At 69.6% G+C, this 20543-nt stretch carries 21 protein-coding genes; 15 read left to right on the top strand and 6 right to left on the bottom strand.

What is annotated here, in order from left to right; all coding sequences use genetic code 11:
* Nucleotides 1–36 precede the first annotated feature (36 nt).
* A complete protein-coding gene (locus OG735_RS31515; protein WP_327326519.1) occupies nucleotides 37–708 on the top strand; it encodes a thymidine kinase in 672 nt (223 codons plus the stop codon).
* On the opposite strand, the gene OG735_RS31520 is transcribed toward OG735_RS31515, so the two are convergent.
* Complete coding sequence (locus OG735_RS31520) at nucleotides 680–1450, bottom strand: VOC family protein (RefSeq protein WP_327326520.1); 771 nt, start codon at nucleotides 1448–1450, stop codon at nucleotides 680–682. The genes OG735_RS31515 and OG735_RS31520 overlap by 29 nt on opposite strands.
* Nucleotides 1451–1670: 220 nt before the next feature.
* On the opposite strand from OG735_RS31520, the gene OG735_RS31525 reads away from it, so the two are divergent.
* Nucleotides 1671–2501 carry a sulfurtransferase gene (locus OG735_RS31525; RefSeq protein WP_327326521.1) on the top strand — a complete coding sequence of 277 codons (831 nt, stop codon included), beginning with the start codon at nucleotides 1671–1673 and terminating at the stop codon, nucleotides 2499–2501.
* Between the two features lie 157 nt (nucleotides 2502–2658).
* On the opposite strand, the gene sepH is transcribed toward OG735_RS31525, so the two are convergent.
* Nucleotides 2659–3714, bottom strand: a complete 1056-nt coding sequence (gene sepH, locus OG735_RS31530) for a septation protein SepH (protein ID WP_327326522.1) — start codon at nucleotides 3712–3714, stop codon at nucleotides 2659–2661.
* A gap of 488 nt (nucleotides 3715–4202) precedes the next feature.
* Here sepH and OG735_RS31535 point away from each other — a divergent pair, with 488 nt between their 5' ends.
* Nucleotides 4203–5129, top strand: a complete 927-nt coding sequence (locus tag OG735_RS31535) for a hypothetical protein (protein ID WP_327326523.1) — start codon at nucleotides 4203–4205, stop codon at nucleotides 5127–5129.
* A 58-nt stretch (nucleotides 5130–5187) separates the two neighbouring features.
* Here OG735_RS31535 and OG735_RS31540 read toward each other — a convergent pair whose 3' ends face one another.
* Nucleotides 5188–6495, bottom strand: a complete 1308-nt coding sequence (locus OG735_RS31540) for a D-arabinono-1,4-lactone oxidase (RefSeq protein WP_327328519.1) — start codon at nucleotides 6493–6495, stop codon at nucleotides 5188–5190.
* The gene (locus tag OG735_RS31545) at nucleotides 6467–7708 is read right to left on the bottom strand and encodes an MFS transporter (RefSeq protein ID WP_327326524.1); all 1242 of its coding nucleotides are present in this window, start codon (nucleotides 7706–7708) and stop codon (nucleotides 6467–6469) included. Before OG735_RS31545 ends, OG735_RS31540 begins: the two co-directional genes overlap by 29 nt.
* A gap of 108 nt (nucleotides 7709–7816) precedes the next feature.
* On the opposite strand from OG735_RS31545, the gene OG735_RS31550 reads away from it, so the two are divergent.
* Entirely contained in the window at nucleotides 7817–8944 is a 1128-nt protein-coding gene (locus OG735_RS31550; RefSeq protein ID WP_327326525.1) for a ferrochelatase, read from the top strand.
* A 9-nt stretch (nucleotides 8945–8953) separates the two neighbouring features.
* Nucleotides 8954–9754 (top strand): inositol monophosphatase family protein, encoded by an 801-nt coding sequence (locus OG735_RS31555; protein ID WP_327326526.1) that lies wholly within the window; start codon nucleotides 8954–8956, stop codon nucleotides 9752–9754.
* Nucleotides 9755–9860: 106 nt separating this feature from the next.
* Here the strand turns inward: OG735_RS31555 and OG735_RS31560 are convergent, their stop codons facing one another.
* Nucleotides 9861–10028, bottom strand: a complete 168-nt coding sequence (locus OG735_RS31560) for a hypothetical protein (protein WP_327326527.1) — start codon at nucleotides 10026–10028, stop codon at nucleotides 9861–9863.
* 304 nt (nucleotides 10029–10332) lie between these two features.
* On the opposite strand from OG735_RS31560, the gene OG735_RS31565 reads away from it, so the two are divergent.
* The 4 genes from OG735_RS31565 (at nucleotide 10333) to OG735_RS31580 (ending at nucleotide 13867) form a co-directional block, all read left to right on the top strand.
* Nucleotides 10333–10986 (top strand): response regulator transcription factor, encoded by a 654-nt coding sequence (locus OG735_RS31565; protein ID WP_142213241.1) that lies wholly within the window; start codon nucleotides 10333–10335, stop codon nucleotides 10984–10986.
* Nucleotides 10987–10990: 4 nt separating this feature from the next.
* On the top strand, nucleotides 10991–12226 hold the full coding sequence (locus OG735_RS31570; protein ID WP_327326528.1) for a sensor histidine kinase: 1236 nt from the start codon (nucleotides 10991–10993) through the stop codon (nucleotides 12224–12226).
* Between the two features lie 404 nt (nucleotides 12227–12630).
* Nucleotides 12631–12927 carry a DUF4193 domain-containing protein gene (locus OG735_RS31575; protein WP_108153055.1) on the top strand — a complete coding sequence of 99 codons (297 nt, stop codon included), beginning with the start codon at nucleotides 12631–12633 and terminating at the stop codon, nucleotides 12925–12927.
* Nucleotides 12928–12940: 13 nt separating this feature from the next.
* On the top strand, nucleotides 12941–13867 hold the full coding sequence (locus OG735_RS31580) for a hypothetical protein (RefSeq protein WP_327326529.1): 927 nt from the start codon (nucleotides 12941–12943) through the stop codon (nucleotides 13865–13867).
* 14 nt (nucleotides 13868–13881) lie between these two features.
* On the opposite strand, the gene OG735_RS31585 is transcribed toward OG735_RS31580, so the two are convergent.
* The gene (locus OG735_RS31585) at nucleotides 13882–14340 is read right to left on the bottom strand and encodes a DUF3093 domain-containing protein (protein ID WP_327326530.1); all 459 of its coding nucleotides are present in this window, start codon (nucleotides 14338–14340) and stop codon (nucleotides 13882–13884) included.
* A gap of 58 nt (nucleotides 14341–14398) precedes the next feature.
* On the opposite strand from OG735_RS31585, the gene OG735_RS31590 reads away from it, so the two are divergent.
* From OG735_RS31590 to kdpB, 6 genes are all read left to right on the top strand, one after another.
* Complete coding sequence (locus OG735_RS31590) at nucleotides 14399–15019, top strand: PaaI family thioesterase (RefSeq protein ID WP_327326531.1); 621 nt, start codon at nucleotides 14399–14401, stop codon at nucleotides 15017–15019.
* The gene (gene dut / locus OG735_RS31595; RefSeq protein WP_327328520.1) at nucleotides 15016–15531 is read left to right on the top strand and encodes a dUTP diphosphatase; all 516 of its coding nucleotides are present in this window, start codon (nucleotides 15016–15018) and stop codon (nucleotides 15529–15531) included. Before OG735_RS31590 ends, dut begins: the two co-directional genes overlap by 4 nt.
* A 1-nt stretch (nucleotide 15532) precedes the next feature.
* Nucleotides 15533–16309 carry a DUF3710 domain-containing protein gene (locus OG735_RS31600; protein WP_327326532.1) on the top strand — a complete coding sequence of 259 codons (777 nt, stop codon included), beginning with the start codon at nucleotides 15533–15535 and terminating at the stop codon, nucleotides 16307–16309.
* A 304-nt stretch (nucleotides 16310–16613) separates the two neighbouring features.
* On the top strand, nucleotides 16614–16703 hold the full coding sequence (kdpF, locus tag OG735_RS31605; protein WP_063801986.1) for a K(+)-transporting ATPase subunit F: 90 nt from the start codon (nucleotides 16614–16616) through the stop codon (nucleotides 16701–16703).
* An 8-nt stretch (nucleotides 16704–16711) separates the two neighbouring features.
* On the top strand, nucleotides 16712–18391 hold the full coding sequence (gene kdpA, locus OG735_RS31610; protein WP_327326534.1) for a potassium-transporting ATPase subunit KdpA: 1680 nt from the start codon (nucleotides 16712–16714) through the stop codon (nucleotides 18389–18391).
* Nucleotides 18388–20538: a potassium-transporting ATPase subunit KdpB gene (kdpB, locus tag OG735_RS31615; protein ID WP_327326535.1), complete on the top strand. Its 2151-nt coding sequence runs from the start codon at nucleotides 18388–18390 to the stop codon at nucleotides 20536–20538. The genes kdpA and kdpB overlap by 4 nt, the downstream gene beginning before the upstream one ends.
* Nucleotides 20539–20543: the final 5 nt, after the last annotated feature.

Consider the following 20543-nt stretch of genomic DNA (forward strand, 5'->3'; position numbering starts at 1 on the left):
CTCCCTCACCCAGACCCGAAAGGTCCTCAACTCCCCATGCCCGAGCTGGTGTTCTTCTCCGGAACCATGGACTGCGGAAAGAGCACCCTCGCTCTTCAGATCGAGCACAACCGGTCCGCGCGCGGCCTCCAGGGCATGATCTTCACCCGTGACGACCGCGCCGGCGAGGGCAAGCTGTCCTCCCGGCTCGGCCTGGTCACCGACGCGGTCGAAGCTGCGGAGGGCTTCGACTTCTACGCGTACCTCGTCGCCCATCTCTCCAAAGGCGGCCGCTGCGACTACGTGATCGCCGACGAGGCGCAGTTCCTCGCGCCCGAGCAGATCGACCAGCTCGCCCGTGTCGTCGACGACCTCGACCTGGACGTCTTCGCCTTCGGCATCACCACCGACTTCCGCTCCAAGCTCTTCCCCGGCTCGCAGCGGCTCGTCGAGCTCGCCGACCGGGTCGAGGTGCTGCAGGTCGAGGCGCTGTGCTGGTGCGGCGCGCGTGCCACGCACAACGCCCGTACCGTCGGCGGGATCATGGTCCTCGAGGGCGCGCAGGTCGTCGTGGGTGACGTCGACCAGTCGCCGGACGAGATCGGCTACGAGGTGCTGTGCCGACGCCACCACCGGCGGCGGATGACGGCCGCCACCGCCCGCGCGGCCGCCCTCTCCCCGGACGTCCTGCCCGTCGAGGTCAGCGAGAGGCCGTCCGTACGATCGTGAAGACCGCGCCCTCCGGGTCCGCGACGGTCGCGAGCGGGCCGCTGGAGCCGTCTCTCGGCGGCTGCAGCACATGCCCGCCGAGCTCCACCACCTGGCGTGCGGCCTCTTCGGTGTCCTCGACCTCGAAGTGCGTCATCCAGTGTGAGCCCCTGCGCGGAAGGGCCTGGCCCACACCGTGGACAGCGGCGACCGGGCGTCCCGCCAGGTGCAGCGTCAGACAGTCGAAGTCGGCCGAGACGACTGCCTCCACTTCATAGCCGAAGACCGCCTCGTAGAACTTGCCGACGAACGAGGTCTCCGTGGTCACCAACTCGTTCCAGACGGGCGTGCCATGCGTGCCGTACACCGCGGTGCCGCCGTGGGCTGCCGTCTGCCAGATGCCGAAGACCGCGCCCGCGGGATCGGTCGCGATGGCCATCCGGCCCGCGGGGCCCGCGTCCAGCGGGCCGACACCGACCGTGCCGCCGCAGCTTCTGATCGTCTCGGCGGTCACATCCGCGTCGTCGGTCGCCAGATACGGCGTCCAGGCGATCGGCAGCTGCCGACTGGTCGGGATCCGGCCGATGCCCGCGACCTCTTTGCCGTCGATCAGCGCGCGGACGTACGGGCCCAGCTGCTCGGGACCGGGGGAGAACTCCCAGCCGAACAGCGCTCCGTAGAAATCCTGCGTCGCCTCAAGGCCGTGCACCATCAGGCTCACCCAGCAGGGTGTGCCGGGCGTGTGCCGAGTCGCCTCGGTCATCGTCACTCTCTCCTCGGACCATCGTGGTGGCCGTGCGGGGGGACCGGGTATGCCGTTGTGCGGCACTGTGCCCCGTGCAGATGCTTGCACCACAGAGCGTCCGGCGCGTCCCGGCCGCGCCGCATTTGGCGGGTTCCCGCTGGAGGATGCCCTTTTTGGCACGTCTCATCCGTTTCGGCGGCGTTACCGGTCGGCCAGTCACTGCGCGAGGATGGCTCACATGAACCCCATCATCTCCGCCACGGAACTGGCGAAGGAGCTGACCGGATCCCGCCGTCCGGTTCTTCTGGACGTCCGCTGGCAGCTCGGCGGCCCGCACGGGCGGCCCGCGTACGAGGCTGGACACATCCCCGGAGCGGTCTTCGTCGACCTGGATACGGAACTGGCCGGTCCGCCCGGTGCGGGAGGCCGTCACCCGCTGCCCGAGCCGGAGGCCTTCGGCGCGGTGATGCGTCGCGCCGGCGTATCACCCGGCTCGCCGGTGGTGGCGTACGACGGCGGCCAGGGCTGGGCGTCGGCCCGCGCCTGGTGGCTGCTGCGCTGGACGGGCCACGAGGATGTGCGGGTCCTGGACGGTGGCCTCGCCATGTGGACCGGGCCGCTGGAGACCGGTGTTCCCGCTCCCGAGGAGGGCACGTTCGCCCCGAAGCCGGGCGCGCTCCCGCTGCTGGACGCGGACGCCGCCGCGGCGCAGGCCCGCTCCGGCCTGCTGCTCGACGCGCGCGCGGCGGAGCGCTATCGCGGCGATGTGGAGCCGATCGACCGCATCGGAGGCCATATCCCGGGCGCGGTCTCGGCCCCGACCACGGAGAACGTGGACAAGCACGGCCGCTTCCTGCCGGCGGAGGCCCTGGCTGCCCGCTTCTTCGAACTGGGTGCGTCCGAGGAGGCCAAGCCCGTCGGCGTCTACTGCGGCTCGGGCGTCTCCGGCGCACACGAGGCCCTGGCCCTGGAGATCGCGGGCTTCGAGCCGGCCCTGTACGCAGGCTCCTGGTCCGAGTGGTCCACGGACCCGACCCGCCCGGTGGCAACGGGCCCGCAGCCGGGCTGACGGGCCCGGCGGGGGCGTGAGGCCGACCCGGGCGACGCAGGGGCACTCCCGTACCCCTGCTTCGAGGGCGGGCGGGTCGGCGAGATCCCTGAGTACGCGTCAAAAAGGGTCCGGCACAGAGACCGTGCCGGACCCTCTGGGCAATGGGCCGTGCCCGCTAGTCCTGCTTTTTGCGGCGGGTGCCGAAGACGATCTCGTCCCAGCTCGGTACCGCCGCCCGCCGGCCCGGGCGGACGCCGTCCGCCTCCGCCTGGCGGTCCGTCGTGCCCGTCAGGCGGTCGCGGTGACCGGCCACCGAACGCGGCATCAGCACATCGGCGTACGCCGACCCCGCACCGGCCGAGGCCGCAGGGGCCACCGGCTCCTCCGCCTCCGGCTCCTGGACCGGCTCGGTGGCCGGCGGCTCCGGTGGTGCCGGGCGCTCGGGAACGACCATGTCGCCGCGGAAACTCGGCACCGCCTCCAGCAGACTCGTCAGGGAGTCCCGCTCCCCGCCGCTCTCCTCCGGCTCGGCCGGAGCCGCCGACGCGGTCGGACGCTCCAACTGACGGTCGAGGGCCCGGTCCAGCGGCCGGTCCCGCGGCAGCCGTGCGATCCGCGGTACGAATGGAAAGCTCGGCTCCTGCGTCGCTGCGATCGTGTCGTCGGTCTCACCGATCAGCGCACGCGCCTCGTCGTCGACGGCCTGGACGAGCCGCCGCGGCGGGTCGTACGTCCAGCTCGCCGAGTGCGGCTCGCCCGCCACCCGGTAGACCAACAACACCTCCCAGGTGCCGTCGTCGCGGCGCCAGGAGTCCCACAGCACGGTGTCCTTCTCGGCGCCGCGCAGCGTCAGCCGCTCCTGCACCGCCTCGCCGAGTTGTGGTCCGGTGTTCTCGCCGGGACGGCGTACGGGCGTCTTGCGGGCCCGCTCCGCCATGAAAGCGCGCTCCGCGAGCACGGGCCCCTCGAAGCGGCGCACCCGGTCGACCGGAATTCCGGCGAGCTGGGCGACCTCCTCCGCGGAGGCTCCGGCACGTATACGGGCCTGGATGTCTCGGGGCCGGAGATGGCTCTCCACCTCGATCTCGATCTGGCCGAGGCGGGCGCGGTCATTGCGTACGGCAGCGCGCAGCCGCTCATCAATCGGAAGCGTGTATTCCGTGCTGTCCGCAGCCTTGAGCACCAGTCGTGTGCCGTCGTTGGAGACGGCCACGACACGCAGTTCGGGCATGGGGACCTCCCGGGTGGTGCCTGCCGACGTCACGTGCGTCGCTGCTTCCGCTAGTCGAGTGTGGCCTGCCCGGGTGCAGCCTGCCACAACCTTGCCGAGTTGCCCGGCGTGTCGGGCACAGGCCCTGGATCGCCGGTATGGCACGGTTACCTGTTTGCGACTCTGAGTGACTGATTCGTCACTCTTCGCATCGGGTACCCGTGCGGTGCCGCGGCGCCGCCGGATCGAGCGCCGCTTTCGGCCCCCTACCTGGGGTCCCACCGCCCGAGAGGGAGGCCGGGCCCAGGGCTCGCCACAGTACTCCATTCGGGCCACGGGGGTGGACCGCCGCGCCGCCGAACTTCTCCAGGAGTACGGGAGTTGGGCCTCCTGGGCATGCGTGACCAGGTGTTCTGCTTCACAGAATCTGCCCAAAGGGAACTATTCGCTTCGCTCAAATGTCCCTACTGGGTGCATGGCGGGACAGATGGGCAATCAGGGACTGAAAGATGGATCAGAAGCAGGACGGAGCGATAAAGCAGAAGGAACCGAGCGAAGAGAATAAAGAGCACAAAAAGACCGAAGAGCAGGAACAGCGGCTGGATCTGAGCCTTCCGCAGGTCGCGGGCAGCGCGATCGCGGCGGCGGTGCTCGCCTCCAGACTCGGTGTGTACGGCACGATCATCGGCGCCGGAGTCGTCAGCGTCGTGGCCACCTGCGGCGGCCCGGTCTTTCAGCACTTCTTCCGCCGTACCGGCGAGCAGTTACGCGAGGTCGCGGTCCAGGCGAGGCCGAATGGCCGTCAGGTCCCCGTGCCGCGCGGCGCTGCCACGCCGCCACGGCTCGAGGATGTGCGGACCCGGCTGATGAAACACGTACCGCGGCGGGGTGACGCCGAGGCGACCCGAATGGTCCGGCATGTGACACCCAAGGGGACGCACGGCGAAGCGGAGTTCAGCCGCGCCACCACCCACGGCACGCGCGCCCGCGGCCGGCGGCGCTCCGTCATCGCCGCCGCCGTCTTCGGCGTCGCCATGATCGGTATCACCGGGTACGAACTCGCCTCGGGCTCCGACCTCAGCGGCGGCAAGGGTGCGACCCTGACGTCGGTCGTCCACGGCGGCGGCGAGAAGTCCGCACCGCCCAGCACCCCGTCGTGGACGCCGAGTCACAGCGAGGACCGGAACCAGGAATCCGGCCAGGGCCAGGGGCAGAGCCAGGACAGGAGTCAGACGCCCAACACCGGTACCGGCAGCGGCCGGTCCGGGGCACCCGGCTCCGGGCTGGGCGACAGCGGTACATCCGCAGACCCCACGCCCGACTCCTCGAAGTCCGGCGGCGACGCCCCGACGCCGATGCCCACTCCGACCCCGACCCCGACGCCGTCCGGCTCCACCGGCACGAGCCCAACCCCTCAGCCCGGCACCGGAGCCTGAGCCGGTACGACGACCACGACGACCACGACGACCACGACGACCGGACAGTGAACGGCCGTCAGTCGCCCAGCACCCGGCGGAGATAGTCGTTGCCGAACAGCCGCTCCGGATCCAGCCGGTCCCGCAGTGCCGTGAATTCACCGAACCGCGGATACACCTCGGCGAAGTACTCCGCGTCCCGCGTATGCACCTTGCCCCAGTGCGGCCGACCGCCGTGCGCGGTCATGATCCGCTCCACCGCCGTGAAGTACGACTGGTACGGCGTGCCCCGGTAGAGGTGCACGGCGATGTACGCGCTCTCCCGGCCCGACGCCGTGGAGAGTGCGATGTCGTCCGCCGGGGCCGTACGCACCTCCACCGGGAAGCTCACACGCAGCGGCGAGCGCTCGATCATCGCCTTGACCTCGCGCAGCGCCCCGACCGCGGCCTCGCGCGGCAGCGCGTACTCCATCTCCACGAACCGCACCCGGCGCGGAGAGGTGAAAACCTTGTAGGGGATGTCCGTGTAGGTCCGGGCGGAGAGGGCGCGGCTGGAGATCTTGGCGATCGCCGGAATCGTGGCGGGCGCGGCCCGGCCGAGCGAACAGGCCAGCTGGAACAGGCCGTTGGAGAGCAACTCGTCCTCGATCCAGCCGCTGATCTGTCCGGGCGGAGCGGCGGGACCCGCGCTGCGGTTGTTGCGCTTGGTGTTGCAGTTGCCGGTGTGCGGGAACCAGTAGAACTCGAAGTGCTCGTTCTCCGCGAAGAGCGCGTCGAATTCGGCCGTGACCTTGTCGAAGGCCATCGGTTCCTCACGAGCCGTCAGCAGGAAGACCGGCTCCACGGAGAAGGTGATCGCGGCGACGACGCCCAGTGCGCCGAGCCCGATCCGGGCCGCCGCGAAGACCTCCGGATTCTCCTTCTCGGAGCAGGTCAGCAGCGAGCCGTCCGCCGTGACCAGCTCAAGTGCCTTGATCTGCGCGGCGATCGAGGCCGATTCGCGGCCTGTGCCGTGTGTGCCGGTCGAGGTCGCGCCCGCGACCGTCTGATCCATGATGTCGCCCATGTTCGTGAGCGACAGGCCCTCGCGGGCGAGGGCCGCGTTCAGCCGCTTGAGCGGGGTGCCCGCCTCGACGGTCACGGTCATCGCCGTACGGTCGATCTCCCGGATTCCGGTCAGCAGATCGGGCCGTATCAGCACTCCGTCGGTGGCGGCGGCAGCGGTGAAGGAGTGGCCCGTGCCGACGGCCTTCACCTTCAGGCCGTCCTCGGCCGCCTTGCGTACGGCGTCGGCGAGTTCCTGGGCGGAGGCGGGCGAGACCTCCCGTACCGGCCGGGCGGTGACATTCCCCGCCCAGTTACGCCATGTGCTGCGCCCCGTCTTCATAGTCCCGCTCACGCTGCCCCTCCCGCGTCGGCACCGGCTTGGCCAGCCGGCGGTACCCCAGGAACGCCACCACGGCCGCGATCGCTCCCGACACGGCGGGCACCACATACCCCGCGTCCGCCCCGGACGCGTCGACCACCCAGCCTGCGGCCGACGAGCCGAGCGCCACACCGACCGCGAGCCCGGTACTGGTCCAGGTCATGCCCTCGGTCAGCTTGGTGCGCGGTACATGCGCTTCGACGAGAGCCATCGTGGTCACCATCGTGGGTGCGATGGACAGGCCCGCGACAAAGAGCGCCACGGCCAGGAAGGGAAGGTTCCCGGCCAGTTGGAGGGGGATCATACTCACGGCCATCGCACACACTCCCACCAGCCACCTTCGGGAGGCCGGGCCCTTGAGGTGCAGCAGCCCGAAGACCGCGCCGGCGAGGCAGGAGCCGAGCGCGTACACCGCGAGGACCAGGCTCGCCGCGGCCTTGTGGCCCTGCTCGTCGGCGAAGGCGACCGTGACGACGTCGACCGCGCCGAAGATCGCGCCGGTGGCCACGAACGTGGCCACCAGGACCTGCAGTCCGGGGGAGCGGAGGGCGGAGCCACCGGTGTGGTGCTCGCGCGGATGCGGCACAGGCTCGGTGGCGCGCTGAGCGGTCAGCCAGAAGACGCCGACGAGCAGGAACACGGCGGCGAGCAGCGGGCCCGCCTCCGGGAACCAGGCGGTGGAGAGCCCGATGGAGATGATCGGTCCGAAGATGAAACAGACCTCGTCGACGATCGACTCCCACGAGTACGCGGTGTGCAGCGCGCGCGGCGATCCCCGGTAGATCTCGGCCCAGCGGGCCCGGATCATCGAGCCCACGCTCGGCACACAGCCGGCGGACGCGGCGAAGACGAACAGCGTCCAGTCAGGGGCCTCCTGCTGGGCGCAGATCAGCAGACCCGTGACCGCCGCCACCGAGACGAGCGTGGCCGGGCGCAGCACGCGCGCCTGACCGTGCCGGTCGACGAGCCGGGAGATCTGCGGACCGACCGCCGCGGCCGACATCGCAAGGGTCGCGGAGAGCGCGCCCGCAAGCCCGTAACGCCCCGTGAGCTGCGAAACCATCGTCACAATCCCGATGCCCATCATGGACAGCGGCATCCGCCCGAAGAAGCCCGCAGCGGAGAACCCCTTGCTGCCGGGGGCGGTGAAGATGGCGCGGTACGGACTGGGCAAGCGGTGCTCCGGTAAGGCGTATCAGTGGAGTTCACAGATTACGTCCGAACGGCAGCCCGGCGCACGGCGGTTTCCCCGCTGTCAGCGGCTGGTGGCAGGATCGGACCCATGTCCGATCAGCGCGATCCAGCCCCTTACGATGCCCTGCTGCTGCTCTCCTTCGGCGGCCCCGAGGGCCCGGACGACGTCGTCCCGTTCCTGGAGAACGTGACGCGCGGCCGCGGCATCCCCAAGGAACGGCTCAAGGAGGTGGGTCAGCACTACTTCCTGTTCGGCGGGGTCAGCCCCATCAACGACCAGAACCGCGCCCTGCTGGACGCCCTGCGCAAGGACTTCGCCGAACACGGCCTTGACCTGCCGGTGCACTGGGGCAACCGGAACTGGTCGCCGTATCTGACCGACACCCTGCGCGAGATGGTCGCGGACGGCCACCGGCGCATCGCCGTCCTCACCACCAGCGCGTATGCCTCGTACTCGGGCTGCCGGCAGTACCGCGAGAACCTCGCGGACGCGCTGGCCACGCTGGAGGCGGAGGGCCTTGAGCTGCCGCGCGTGGACAAACTGCGGCACTACTTCAACCACCCCGGTTTTGTACGGCCCATGGTGGAAGGCGTCCTGGAGTCCCTCGCGGACCTCCCCGAGGAGGTGCGGGCAGGCGCCCGGCTGGCCTTCACCACCCACTCCGTCCCGACGTCGGCCGCCGACGCATCGGGCCCGGTGGAGGGGCACGGCGAGGGCGGTGCGTACGTACGGCAGCACGTGGACGTGGCCCGGCTGATCGCGGACGCCGTGCGCGAGGAGACGGGCGTCGAGCACCCCTGGGAGCTCGTCTACCAGTCGCGCAGCGGCGCCCCGCACATCCCCTGGCTGGAGCCGGACATCTGCGAGCACCTGGAGGGGCTGCACGCCGCGGGCGCACCTGCCGTGGTGATGGTGCCCATCGGCTTCGTCTCGGACCATATGGAGGTCCTGTACGACCTCGACACGGAGGCCACCGCCAAGGCCGCCGAGCTGGGGCTGCCCGTGCGGCGATCGTCGACGGTGGGCGCCGACCCGCGCTTCGCGGCGGCCGTACGGGACCTCGTCCTGGAGCGTGCGGCGACCGAACGGGGCGTGCGCGCCGAACGGTGCGCGCTGGGAAGCCTCGGCCCCTCCCACGACCTCTGTCCGGTCGGCTGCTGTCCGGCCCGGGCGCCGAAGCCCGCGGCCGCCGGTGCCGACAGCCCGTACGCGTAAGGAAGACCTGTGACCGATCCTCTCCTGTCCGAACTCCTCGACCTCGCCCTGGAGGCCGCCCGCCGGGCCGGGGAGCTGCTGCGCGACGGCCGCCCCGCCGACCTGGGCGTCGCCGCGACCAAGTCCAGCCCCATCGACGTCGTCACCGAGATGGACATCGCGGCGGAGAAGCTGATCACCGGGTTCCTGAGCGAGCGCCGCCCGGACGACGGGTTCCTCGGCGAGGAAGGTGCCTCCACCACCGGCACCAGCGGCGTCCGCTGGGTCATCGATCCGCTCGACGGCACGGTCAACTATCTCTACGGGCTGCCGACCTGGGCGGTCTCCATAGGTGCCGAGCGGGACGGCGAGACGGTCGTCGGGGTGGTCGAGGCGCCGATGCGCCGCGAGACCTACCGCGCGGTGCTCGGCGGCGGCGCGTACGCCAACGACAAGCCCCTCCGCTGCCGTCCGGCGCCCCCGCTGGACCAGGCCCTGGTCTCCACCGGCTTCAACTACGTCACGACCGTACGCACCCACCAGGCGGAGGTCGCCCAGCGGCTCATCCCGCGGCTGCGTGACATCCGCCGCAGCGGCTCCGCGGCCGTCGACCTCTGCGATGTCGCCGCGGGCCGCCTGGACGGCTACTACGAGCGCGGCCTCAACCCCTGGGACCTGTCGGCGGGCGACCTGATCGCGCGCGAGGCGGGGGCGCTGACCGGTGGCCGCCCCGGCGACACGGCGAACGGCGATCTGGCGGTCGCGGCGAGCCCTGGCGTATTCGAGCCGCTGCAGGCCCTGCTGGAGGAGTTCGGCGCCTGGCACGACTAGATCAGCCCGGCATCACGGCGGGATCAACCCCGCATCCGGCACAAGAGGGCCCCGACGCCGTCCAGCGGCGTCGGGGCCCTCTCGTATCGGTTGGGTACGGTCCGCGCTAGGCGGCGCTGAGCTGCACGCCGTGCTCCGCCGCCAGGCGATGCAGGTCATCCAGCTCTGCCTGCTCGACATCCGCGAGGAAGTCGTCGCCCGTCTCTCGAGCCAGCGTGAGGTCGGTCTCGGCAGCCTTTATGCGCTGCAGCAATCCTGTGGTGAATGCGTCCATGGTGCGCCCCCTCGTCGTGGGTCGGTGGCACGGGGGTGTGCCGACGGTGGGTGGATCAACCCTGGAACAGGTCGTGGTATGCCACAAACAGGGCGTGATCTCGGGGTGTGCAGTCGTCCTCCCCCAGCCTTCCCTCAGAGAAACCTCAACTGGTCGCAGAATCCGGTGAATTCCTGGGGCGGGTGGTCCGGGCACTCCGCCTTACAGCCGGTTTACGCGCGTAACGGGCAGGATGGAAGCGCACAGCCAGTGCTCACACACCTGCCCTGATCACGCTTGACGGGCACAGAGGAAGGACAGCGACGTGCGCGTACTCGTCGTCGAGGACGAGCAGCTGCTCGCCGATGCGGTGGCCACCGGACTGCGCCGGGAGGCCATGGCCGTCGACGTCGTATACGACGGCGCTGCCGCTCTGGAGCGTATCGGGGTCAACGACTACGACGTGGTCGTGCTGGACCGTGACCTTCCGCTGGTTCACGGCGACGATGTCTGCCGCAAGATCGTCGAGCTGGGCATGCCCACCCGGGTGCTGATGCTGACCGCCTCCGGAGACGTCAGCGACCGCGTCGAGGGCCTCGAGCTCGGCGCGGACGACTACCTCCCCAAGCCCTTCGCCTTCAGCGAGCTCACCGCCCGGGTGCGGGCGCTCGGCCGCCGCACGACCGTGCCGCTGCCGCCCGTCCTGGAGCGCGCCGGCATCAAGCTCGACCCCAACCGCCGTGAGGTCTTCCGCGACGGCAAGGAGATCCAGCTCGCGCCCAAGGAGTTCGCGGTGCTGGAGGTGCTGATGCGCAGCGAGGGCGCGGTCGTGTCGGCCGAGCAGCTCCTCGAGAAGGCCTGGGACGAGAACACCGACCCGTTCACCAATGTTGTCCGTGTGACGGTGATGACCCTGCGCCGCAAGCTCGGCGAGCCGCCAGTGATCGTCACCGTGCCCGGCTCCGGCTACCGGATCTGACCCCATGGCCACTGCCCCGGCGCCACCGCAGGCGCCTCCGAAGCCGACGTGGGATCCGCGCGATCCCGTACGCCCCTGGCTGCGTCCGACGATCCGGATACGGCTGACCCTGCTGTACGGCGGCATGTTCCTGATCGCTGGCATCCTGCTGCTCTCGATCATCTATCTCCTCGCCGCGCAGGCCATCCACCAGGGCAGTGAGCTGGCGCTGAGGGTCACAGGTGTGAACGTGACCCTCGACAGCCCCACCTGCCCGGACCTCAACGGCGTGATCAACAACGATCAGCTCAACAGGGCGCTCAAGACCTGCATGTCCGTGCAGCGCCAGCACGCCCTGGACGACCTCCTGCGCCGCTCTCTCTTCGCCCTGCTCGGCCTCAGCATCATCGCCTTCGCCTTCGGTTACGCGATGGCGGGGCGCGTCCTCTCGCCGCTCGGCAAGATCACCCGCACCGCCCGTCAGGTGGCCGGCTCCGACCTCTCGCGGCGGATCGAGCTGGACGGCCCCGACGACGAGCTCAAGGAGCTCGCGGACACCTTCGACGAGATGCTGGACCGGCTGGAACGGGCCTTCACCGCGCAGCAGCGGTTCGTGGCCAACGCCTCGCACGAGCTCCGTACGCCCCTCGCGATCAACCGCACACTGCTGGAGGTCCACCTCTCCGACCCCGGGGTGCCCGCGGAGCTCCAGCAGCTCGGCAAGACGCTCCTGACCACCAACGAGCGCAGCGAGCAGCTGGTCGAGGGCCTGCTGCTGCTCGCGCGCAGCGACAACCAGATCGTCGAGCGCAAACCGGTGGACCTGGCCGAGGTCGCCACGCGTGCCGTGGACCAGACCCGGGCCGAGGCCGAGGCGAACGGCGTGGAGATCCGGGGGGAGCGTGCGCCCGCCGTCGTACAGGGCAATGGCGTTCTGCTGGAGCGGATCGCCCTGAACCTGGTGCAGAACGGCGTGCGCTACAACATCCCGGAAGGCGGGTGGGTGGATGTCACCACCGAGGTCCGGCAGGGCCAGGCGGTCCTGGTGGTCTCGAACACGGGACCGGTGGTTCCCGCGTACGAGATCGACAATCTCTTCGAGCCCTTCCGGCGCCTGCGGCAGGAGCGGACCGGCAGCGACAAGGGTGTCGGCCTGGGGCTTTCGATCGCCCGCTCGGTAGCCCGCGCCCACGGAGGCCGTATCATCGCGGAGCCTCGTGAGGGCGGTGGCCTCGTGATGCGTGTCACCCTCCCGGTCTGAGATGCTGAGCGACGCGAATCGTTTCTCTCGCTTCGTTCGCTTTACGCGGAATTTTCGGGACCCGTGCCCGAGAGGTCCGTGTGGGGTCGATCACAGAGGCGAATTTCAGGCCACCTACTCTCCGTGATCAAGACTCCTACCGGAAAGCCGGGAAAAGTCCGGGTTTCCGGGGGGTGGGATCACGGGAAGTACACGGGGTGGCGCCCGTGAAGTGCGACATTCGGACCGTGTACGGTCCCGATCGCCACCCAACCCCAGCACTCTTGAGGGGCCCGGTTGGGTGTCGATTGAGTAACAGACCTTGATGTGAGGCAAAATCTCCGCCTCAGGTCGGGCACAAGTCCGGCCTCTCACGCGTTACGTGCGCTGAGACACCGCAGACACCCAGAGGGGGAGAGGCACACATGGCAACGGACTACGACACCCCACGCAAGACCGATGACGACGTCGACTCGGACAGCCTTGAGGAACTGAAGGCCCGCCGGAACGACAAGACGACCTCGGCCGTCGACGTCGACGAGTTCGAGCAGGCTGAAGGCCTGGAGCTGCCCGGAGCGGACCTCTCCAACGAGGAACTGTCCGTCCGCGTGCTGCCCCGGCAGGCCGACGAGTTCACCTGCATGAGCTGCTTCCTCGTGCACCACCGCAGCCAGCTGGCGCGCGAGAAGAACGGTCAGCCGATCTGCCGCGACTGCGACTGAGGTCCGGCCGGCCGTGGCAGGCGAAACACCGCCCAGGAAGCGGCGCTTCCGGCGTCAGAAGCCGCCGGAGGCGCACCAGGGCGGTACGGGCCCGGCAGAAGGCGCCACGGCGTCTGCCGAGCACTCGGCCGCTCTGCTGCCCGACGGTGCAGGAGACGGCGAGGGGCGGGGCGTGACGGCCTCGCTCGAATCACCCGGTGCCGCGGATCAGGCGGGGCCCCCGAATAGGGCCCCACGCCTGGCCACGGTCAGGAACGGCGTCCGGAAGAGCGGCGAGGGCGCCAAAGCGGCGCTCGCGTACGTCGCCGACCGGCTCATCGAGAACGCACCACGCATTGCGGTGCGCGATCTCGCGACGCTGCGCAAGCAGTTCCCCGGCCTCGCTCCCGAGCAGCTTGCCGACAAGCTGGTCGCGGGCGCGGCGAACGCCACCTCCACGGTGGGTGCGGGCATCGGCGCGGCCGCGATGCTGCCCGTACCGCCCGCGATGCCCGCCGAACTGGCAACCGAGATCGTCGGCGTCGCCGCGATCGAGCTCAAACTCATCGCCGAGCTCCACGAGGTCTACGGCATACGGCCGCCCGGCACCCTCATGGAGCGCAGCACCGCGTATCTGACCTCCTGGTCGGAGGAGCGCGGGATCCAGGTGACCAAACCGGCGACGATCAACGCCGCACTCGGCGGTCAGCTCAGGCGTGAGCTGCGGCAGCAGATCATGAAGCGCACGGTCCGCAATCTGCCGAACCTCATGCCGTTCATGGTCGGCGCGGCCGTCGGCGCAGTGATGAACCGCCGGGACACCAGAAGGCTGGCGAACCGGATTCGCAAGGACTTGAGAAGCCGGCAGATCCCATGGGACGCGCTGCCCGCGCTGCCGCCGCTGGAACAGCCCAAGAACCCCCTTGAGACGGTGTACATCCCGAGAGAGCTCGGGCGCTGACAAGGGGTCCGCAGTCAGACCGGGTGAACGGCCGCGAGAGCGGCAGCCAGCGCCTTCGGGTCCCGGGTCGACAGATACAGGTACGGCGTCGGGTCGTCCGGGTCCGTGACCTCCACCCGCAGGGCGGTCGGCACATAGCTGCGCAGCAGCATGAACGCCCGGGTATCGGCCTTGTACGAGCGCCAGGCGCGCGCTTCCTCCGCGTCCAGCGCCTCGGCCTCGCCGAGCGCCGACAGCGGGATCCGCGCGTCGCCCGCGACCAGCGAGCCGGCCACCACACGGATACGGACCGAGCCGTACGAACTCACCACGACCGCCGCGACCGCGGTGGCGGCGATCAGACCTCCGAGCAGCGCCAGAGGGCCGAGCGGCAGCAGGATGAGGCCGCCCGCGACACCCACGAGCGCGGTGATGAGCCACCACGAACGGGGCGCGGTGAGACGTTCTTCGTAGTGCGGGGCGGAAGGCTGCATGAAACCAAGCTTGGCACGGCGCGACCTGCGGGTACCCGCGCGGGTAAGGTCTGCGCCTGTGAGTACTGCGAAATCCCGGGGGGCGGCCCCCGGACCCTCGGCCCGCGCCGCGGCTCTGACCCCGCCGGCCGATGCCATACCGCCGGTACGGCACCCCGACGCCCCGGCCCCAGGTGAGCTCCTCGGCTCGCACTACGAGCACTGCTTCGGCTGCGGCGAGGGCCAGTCCCACGGGCTGCACCTCGCCGCACGGGCCGGCGAAGGTGTACGTATCACCGCCGAGTTCACCGTCCAGCCCGCCCACCAGGGCGCACCCGGCCTGGCGCACGGCGGCGTCCTCGCCACGGCGCTGGACGAGACCCTCGGCTCGCTGAACTGGCTGCTGCGGGTGATCGCGGTGACCGGCCGGCTCGAGACCGATTTCGTACGGCCCGTGCCCGTGGACACCGTGCTGCATCTGCAGGCCGAGGTGACCGCAGTCGCCGGCCGCAAGATCTACTCCACCGCCGTGGGCCGGATCGGCGGCCCCGACGGGCCCGTCGCCGTCCGTGCCGACGCACTCTTCGTCGAGGTCAAGGTCGACCACTTCATCGACAACGGCCGCCCGGAGGAGATCCAGGCAGCCATGGCCGACCCCGACCGGATCAGGCGCGCCCGCGCCTTTGAGGTGAACCCCTGATGCCCAACCCTGTCGATGTCCTGATCCGCCGAGTCGACCCGGAAGTGCCGCTGCCGACATATGCGCACGCCGGCGACGCCGGAGCCGATCTGGTCACCTGTGAGGCCGCCGAACTCGCACCGGGCGAGCGGACGGTGTTGCCCACCGGAGTGTCCATCGCCCTCCCCGACGGGTACGCCGCCTTCGTGCACCCCCGTTCCGGTCTCGCAGCCCGCTGCGGAGTAGCCCTCGTGAATGCCCCGGGGACGGTGGATGCCGGGTACCGTGGGGAGATCAAGGTGATCGTGGTCAATCTCGACCCGCGCGAGAGTGTGCGGTTCGATCGGTTCGACCGGATTGCCCAACTGGTCGTCCAGCAGGTCGAGAAGGTGCGCTTCCACGAGGTGGCGGAGCTTCCCGGCTCGGCGCGGGCCGAGGGGGGCTTCGGGTCCACCGGCGGTCATGCCGCTGTGGACGGCTCAACGGGTGGGAATCGATACGCTTCGGTCGTATCCGACCGGGAAGGACAGTGACGTGTTCGGACGTCGCAAGAAGAGTGGTTCCGCCGAGGACACGGCGGACGCAGCGGGCGAGGCCGAGCAGGTCGTCGACGAGCGCGACACGGAGTACGCCGACGAGGAAGGCGCGCCCCGCCGGGTGAACCTTCCGCCGGCGCCCCGGCCCGACGGCCCCTGGGACGTCTCCGAGGTATCCAAGCCCGGCGAGGGCCGGGTCGACCTGGGCGGTCTTTTCGTGCCCGGGGTCGACGGCATGGAGCTGCGCGTCGAGGTCGCGGGTGACGCGATTGTCGCCGCCACCGTCGTACTGCGCGACAGCGCCGTACAGCTGCAGGCCTTCGCAGCGCCCAAGAAGGAAGGCATCTGGGGCGAGGTCCGCGAGGAGATCGCCTCCGGTATCACCCAGCAGGGCGGCATCATCGACGAGGTCGAGGGCCCGCTGGGCTGGGAGCTGCGGGCCCAGGTGCCCGTACAGCTGCCGGACGGCACCGGCGGCGTGCAGCTGGTGCGCTTCATCGGCGTCGACGGGCCGCGGTGGTTCCTGCGCGGAGTGATCTCCGGGCAGGGCGCGGTGCAGCCGGAGGCCGCCGGGCTGCTGGAGCAGATCTTCCGGGACACCGTTGTCGTACGTGGCGAAGGGCCGATGGCGCCGCGCGACCCGATCGTCCTCAAGCTGCCGGAAGACGCCCAGATGGTGCCCGAGGGCGTCCAGCAGGAGGAGCAGGAAGGCTCGCGCTTCTCCGGAGGCATGGGGCAGTTGCAGCGCGGACCTGAGATCACCGAGGTGCGCTGACGCGTCGACCTGAAATCGACTCGGCCGGTGGGCCGTACTCCCTCGACGGGAGTACGGCCCTCCGGCCTTTTTGCAGGTCAGCGCCGGGCCGGCGCCGATTCCGTATGGGAGTCGTCAAGGAGGGGCCGCCGGCCGTAAGGGAGCCGTCAACGGTGGCTGAAAAGGCGTTGTGAGGAGGTTTCCTCAAGAGGTCCGAGAATCCGTACCTCATCTAGGAGCACACGATGGCCGACGTGGCCTTCGTCGTCACCACGCTCGCGGTTTTCGCGCTGGTGGCTCTTATCGCCAGGGGGGTGGCGAAGCTGTGACTGCCGAGAACATTGTCGGCCTGATCGTGGCCGTCGCCCTGCTGGGTTACCTCGTCCTCGCCCTTGTGTACCCGGAGAGGTTCTGAGCCCCGATATGAGCCCCATCCTCGCTGGTGTGCTCCAGCTGCTTGCGCTGATCGCCGCGCTGGCGCTGGCATACCGTCCGCTCGGCGACTACATGGCCCGGGTCTACTCCTCCACGAAGCATCTGCGGGTGGAAAAGTGGATCTACAAGGCCATCGGCGCCAACCCCTCGGCCGAGATGCGCTGGCCCGCCTATCTGCGCGGTGTGCTGGCCTTCTCCGCGGTCAGTGTCCTGTTCCTCTATCTGCTGCAGCGGCTGCAGGGCAGTCTGCCCGGCTCGCTGGGCTTTTCCTCGATCGACCCGGACCAGGCGTTCAACACCGCCGCGTCGTTCGTGTCGAACACCAACTGGCAGTCGTACTACGGCGAGCAGGCCATGGGCCACGTCGTGCAGACCGGCGGTCTGGCGGTGCAGAACTTCGTCTCCGCCGCGGTGGGCATCGCCATCGCGGTGGCTCTGGTGCGCGGTTTTGCCCGTTCCCGCACCGGTGAGCTGGGCAACTTCTGGGCGGACCTGGTGCGCGGCACCGTCCGCATCCTGATCCCGATCTCGGTGATCGGCGCGATCGTGCTGGTCGCGTGCGGCGCGATCCAGAACTTCGCCGGGATCCACGAGGTCGGCCAATTCTTGAATCAGCACAGCATGGGGGGCTCGCAGCAGTGGAACGGCGGCGCAGTGGCCTCGCAGGAGGCGATCAAGGAGGTGGGTACGAACGGTGGCGGTTACTTCAACGCCAACTCGGCCCACCCCTTCGAGAACCCCAACCCGCTGTCGAACCTTTTCGAGATCTTCCTGATCCTCGTCATTCCGTTCGCGCTGACCCGCACCTTCGGCCGCATGGTCGGCAGTATCAAGCAGGGTTACGCGATCCTGGCGACGATGGCGACCATCTGGCTCGGGTTCACGGCGCTGATGATGTGGACCGAGTTCCATCACGGCGGCCCGGCGTTCGCCATCGCGGGTGGTGCGATGGAGGGCAAGGAGACCCGGTTCGGAGTCGGCGGCTCGTCGATCTTCGCGGTGGCCACCACGCTCACCTCGACCGGTGCGGTCAACTCCTTCCACTCCTCCTTCACCGGATTCGGTGGCGGTATCACGATGCTGGGCATGCAGCTGGGTGAGATTGCGCCCGGTGGTACCGGCTCGGGTCTCTACGGCATGCTGATCATGGCGATCATCGCGGTGTTCATCGCGGGTCTGATGGTGGGCCGTACGCCCGAGTACCTGGGCAAGAAGATCGGCACCCGTGAGATCAAGCTGGCGGCCTGCTACATCCTCATCACGCCGGCACTGGTGCTCTGCTTCACCGCCGCAGCGATGGCCCTGCCCACCCCGGTCGACTCGATGACCAACTCCGGTGCGCACGGCTTCTCCGAGATCCTCTACGCGTACACCTCGGGGGCCAACAACAACGGCAGCGCGTTTGCCGGTCTGAACGCGGACACGCAGTGGTTCAACACCACGATCGGTCTGGCGATGCTGCTCGGCCGTTTCCTGCCGATGGTGTTCGTGCTGGCGCTGGCCGGTTCGCTCGCCGAGCAGAAGCCCGTCCCGGCGACGGCAGGCACGCTGCGGACCAACAAGCCGCTCTTCACCGGTCTCCTGGTGGGCACGATCCTGATCATCACCGGTCTGACCTACTTCCCGGCCCTGGCGCTGGGCCCGCTCGCCGAAGGGCTGGCGTCATGACCACCAACGTAAAGAAGCAAGAGGAGCCCGGCTCCATGTCCACCGCCACTCCGACCCGGGCGCCGCACTCGGATGTGCCGACCGGTCACAAGACCGAGCCCGGCCGTGTCGGCGGGGGTCTCTTCGACCCCAAGCAGCTGATCAAGTCCTTCCCGGACGCCGTCCGCAAGCTCGACCCACGGGTGATGATCAAGTCGCCCGTGATGTTCGTGGTGCTGGTCGGCTCCGTGCTGACGACGATCTTCGCGTGTCTGAACCCGACCGACTGGTTCGGCTGGGCGATCGCGGCCTGGCTCTGGCTGACCACGATCTTCGCCAATCTGGCGGAGGCGGTGGCCGAGGGCCGCGGCAAGGCGCAGGCCGACACCCTGCGCAAGGCCAAGACCCACACGGTCGCGCGACGGCTCGTCGGGAAGACCGAGGAACGGGTGCCCGGCACCGAGCTGCGCATCGGCGATCTGGTGGTCTGCGAGGCCGGAGACATCATCCCCGGCGACGGTGACGTCGTCGAGGGTGTGGCGTCGGTCGACGAGTCGGCCATCACCGGTGAATCGGCCCCGGTCATCCGCGAGTCCGGCGGCGACCGCAGTGCTGTCACCGGTGGTACGAAGGTGCTCTCGGACCGGATCGTCGTCAAGATCACGACGAAGCCGGGTGAGACGTTCATCGACCGGATGATCGCCCTGGTCGAGGGTGCCGCCCGGCAGAAGACGCCCAACGAGATCGCGCTCAACATCCTCCTCGCCTCGTTGACCATCGTCTTTCTGCTCGCAGTCGTCACGCTGCAGCCGTTCGCGAAATACGCGGGCCAGGAGCAGACCATGATCGTGCTGGTCGCGCTGCTGGTCTGCCTCATCCCGACCACCATCGGCGCGCTGCTGTCCGCGATCGGCATCGCGGGCATGGACCGGCTGGTGCAGCGCAACGTACTGGCGATGTCGGGTCGTGCGGTCGAGGCCGCCGGTGATGTTTCCACGCTGCTGCTCGACAAGACCGGCACCATCACCCTCGGCAACCGCCAGGCCGCCGAGTTCGTCCCGGTGACCGGTGTCACCGCGGCGCAGGTCGCCGACGCCGCCCAACTCTCCTCGCTGGCCGACGAGACGCCCGAGGGCCGCTCGATCGTGGTTCTGGCCAAGGAGAAGTACGGGCTGCGCGAGCGCCAGCAGGGCGAGCTCGAGGGCGCCGACTGGGTGCCCTTCACCGCCCAGACCCGCATGTCCGGTGTCGACCTCGTCGAGAACGGTGTCGGGCGCAAGGTCCGCAAGGGCGCGACGGCTTCCGTGATCTCCTGGGTCCAGGAGCAGAACGGGCAGGTGGCCGACGACGCCGACACGATCGCCAACCAGATCTCGCAGGCCGGCGGCACCCCGCTGCTCGTCGCGGTGGAGGACGCCGACGGCGCCCGCGTGCTGGGTGTCATCCACCTCAAGGACGTCGTCAAGGAGGGCATGCGGGAGCGGTTCGACGAGCTGCGCCGTATGGGCATCAAGACCGTCATGATCACGGGTGACAACCCGCTGACCGCGAAGGCGATCGCGGATGAGGCCGGCGTGGACGACTTCCTCGCCGAGGCCACCCCCGAGGACAAGATGGCGCTGATCAAGCGGGAGCAGGCCGGTGGCAAGCTCGTCGCGATGACGGGTGACGGCACCAACGACGCCCCGGCTCTCGCGCAGGCGGACGTCGGTGTGGCCATGAACACCGGTACCTCGGCCGCCAAGGAGGCCGGGAACATGGTGGACCTGGACTCCAACCCGACCAAGCTGATCGAGATTGTCGAGATCGGCAAGCAGCTCCTCATCACCCGGGGTGCGCTCACCACGTTCTCGATCGCCAACGACGTCGCGAAGTACTTCGCGATCATCCCGGCGATGTTCGCGGTGGTCTACCCCGGCCTGGACAAGCTCAACATCATGAACCTGTCCTCCCCGGAGTCGGCGATCCTGTCCGCCGTCATCTTCAACGCGCTGATCATCATCGCGCTGGTGCCGCTCGCGCTGAAGGGCGTGCAGTACCGGCCGACCAGCGCGGACAAGATGCTCCGCCGCAACCTGGGGATCTACGGCCTCGGCGGCCTGATCGCCCCGTTCATCGGCATCAAGCTCATCGACCTGCTCATCTCCCTCATCCCTGGCATCGGGTGACGACC

Source organism: Streptomyces sp. NBC_01210 (assembly GCF_036010325.1).
In the GTDB taxonomy this organism is placed as follows: Bacteria; Actinomycetota; Actinomycetes; order Streptomycetales; family Streptomycetaceae; genus Streptomyces.

Bases quoted from the DNA above. Each gene is read 5' to 3' on its own strand.
- OG735_RS31515 (WP_327326519.1), top strand. From the start codon at position 37: ATGCCCGAGCTGGTGTTCTTCTCCGGAACCATGGACTGCGGAAAGAGC.
- OG735_RS31520 (WP_327326520.1), bottom strand. From the start codon at position 1,450: ATGACCGAGGCGACTCGGCACACGCCCGGCACACCCTGCTGGGTGAGC.
- OG735_RS31525 (WP_327326521.1), top strand. From the start codon at position 1,671: ATGAACCCCATCATCTCCGCCACGGAACTGGCGAAGGAGCTGACCGGA.
- sepH (WP_327326522.1), bottom strand. From the start codon at position 3,714: ATGCCCGAACTGCGTGTCGTGGCCGTCTCCAACGACGGCACACGACTG.
- OG735_RS31535 (WP_327326523.1), top strand. From the start codon at position 4,203: ATGGATCAGAAGCAGGACGGAGCGATAAAGCAGAAGGAACCGAGCGAA.
- OG735_RS31540 (WP_327328519.1), bottom strand. From the start codon at position 6,495: ATGAAGACGGGGCGCAGCACATGGCGTAACTGGGCGGGGAATGTCACC.
- OG735_RS31550 (WP_327326525.1), top strand. From the start codon at position 7,817: ATGTCCGATCAGCGCGATCCAGCCCCTTACGATGCCCTGCTGCTGCTC.
- OG735_RS31560 (WP_327326527.1), bottom strand. From the start codon at position 10,028: ATGGACGCATTCACCACAGGATTGCTGCAGCGCATAAAGGCTGCCGAG.
- OG735_RS31570 (WP_327326528.1), top strand. From the start codon at position 10,991: ATGGCCACTGCCCCGGCGCCACCGCAGGCGCCTCCGAAGCCGACGTGG.
- OG735_RS31575 (WP_108153055.1), top strand. From the start codon at position 12,631: ATGGCAACGGACTACGACACCCCACGCAAGACCGATGACGACGTCGAC.
- OG735_RS31585 (WP_327326530.1), bottom strand. From the start codon at position 14,340: ATGCAGCCTTCCGCCCCGCACTACGAAGAACGTCTCACCGCGCCCCGT.
- kdpA (WP_327326534.1), top strand. From the start codon at position 16,712: ATGAGCCCCATCCTCGCTGGTGTGCTCCAGCTGCTTGCGCTGATCGCC.
- kdpB (WP_327326535.1), top strand. From the start codon at position 18,388: ATGACCACCAACGTAAAGAAGCAAGAGGAGCCCGGCTCCATGTCCACC.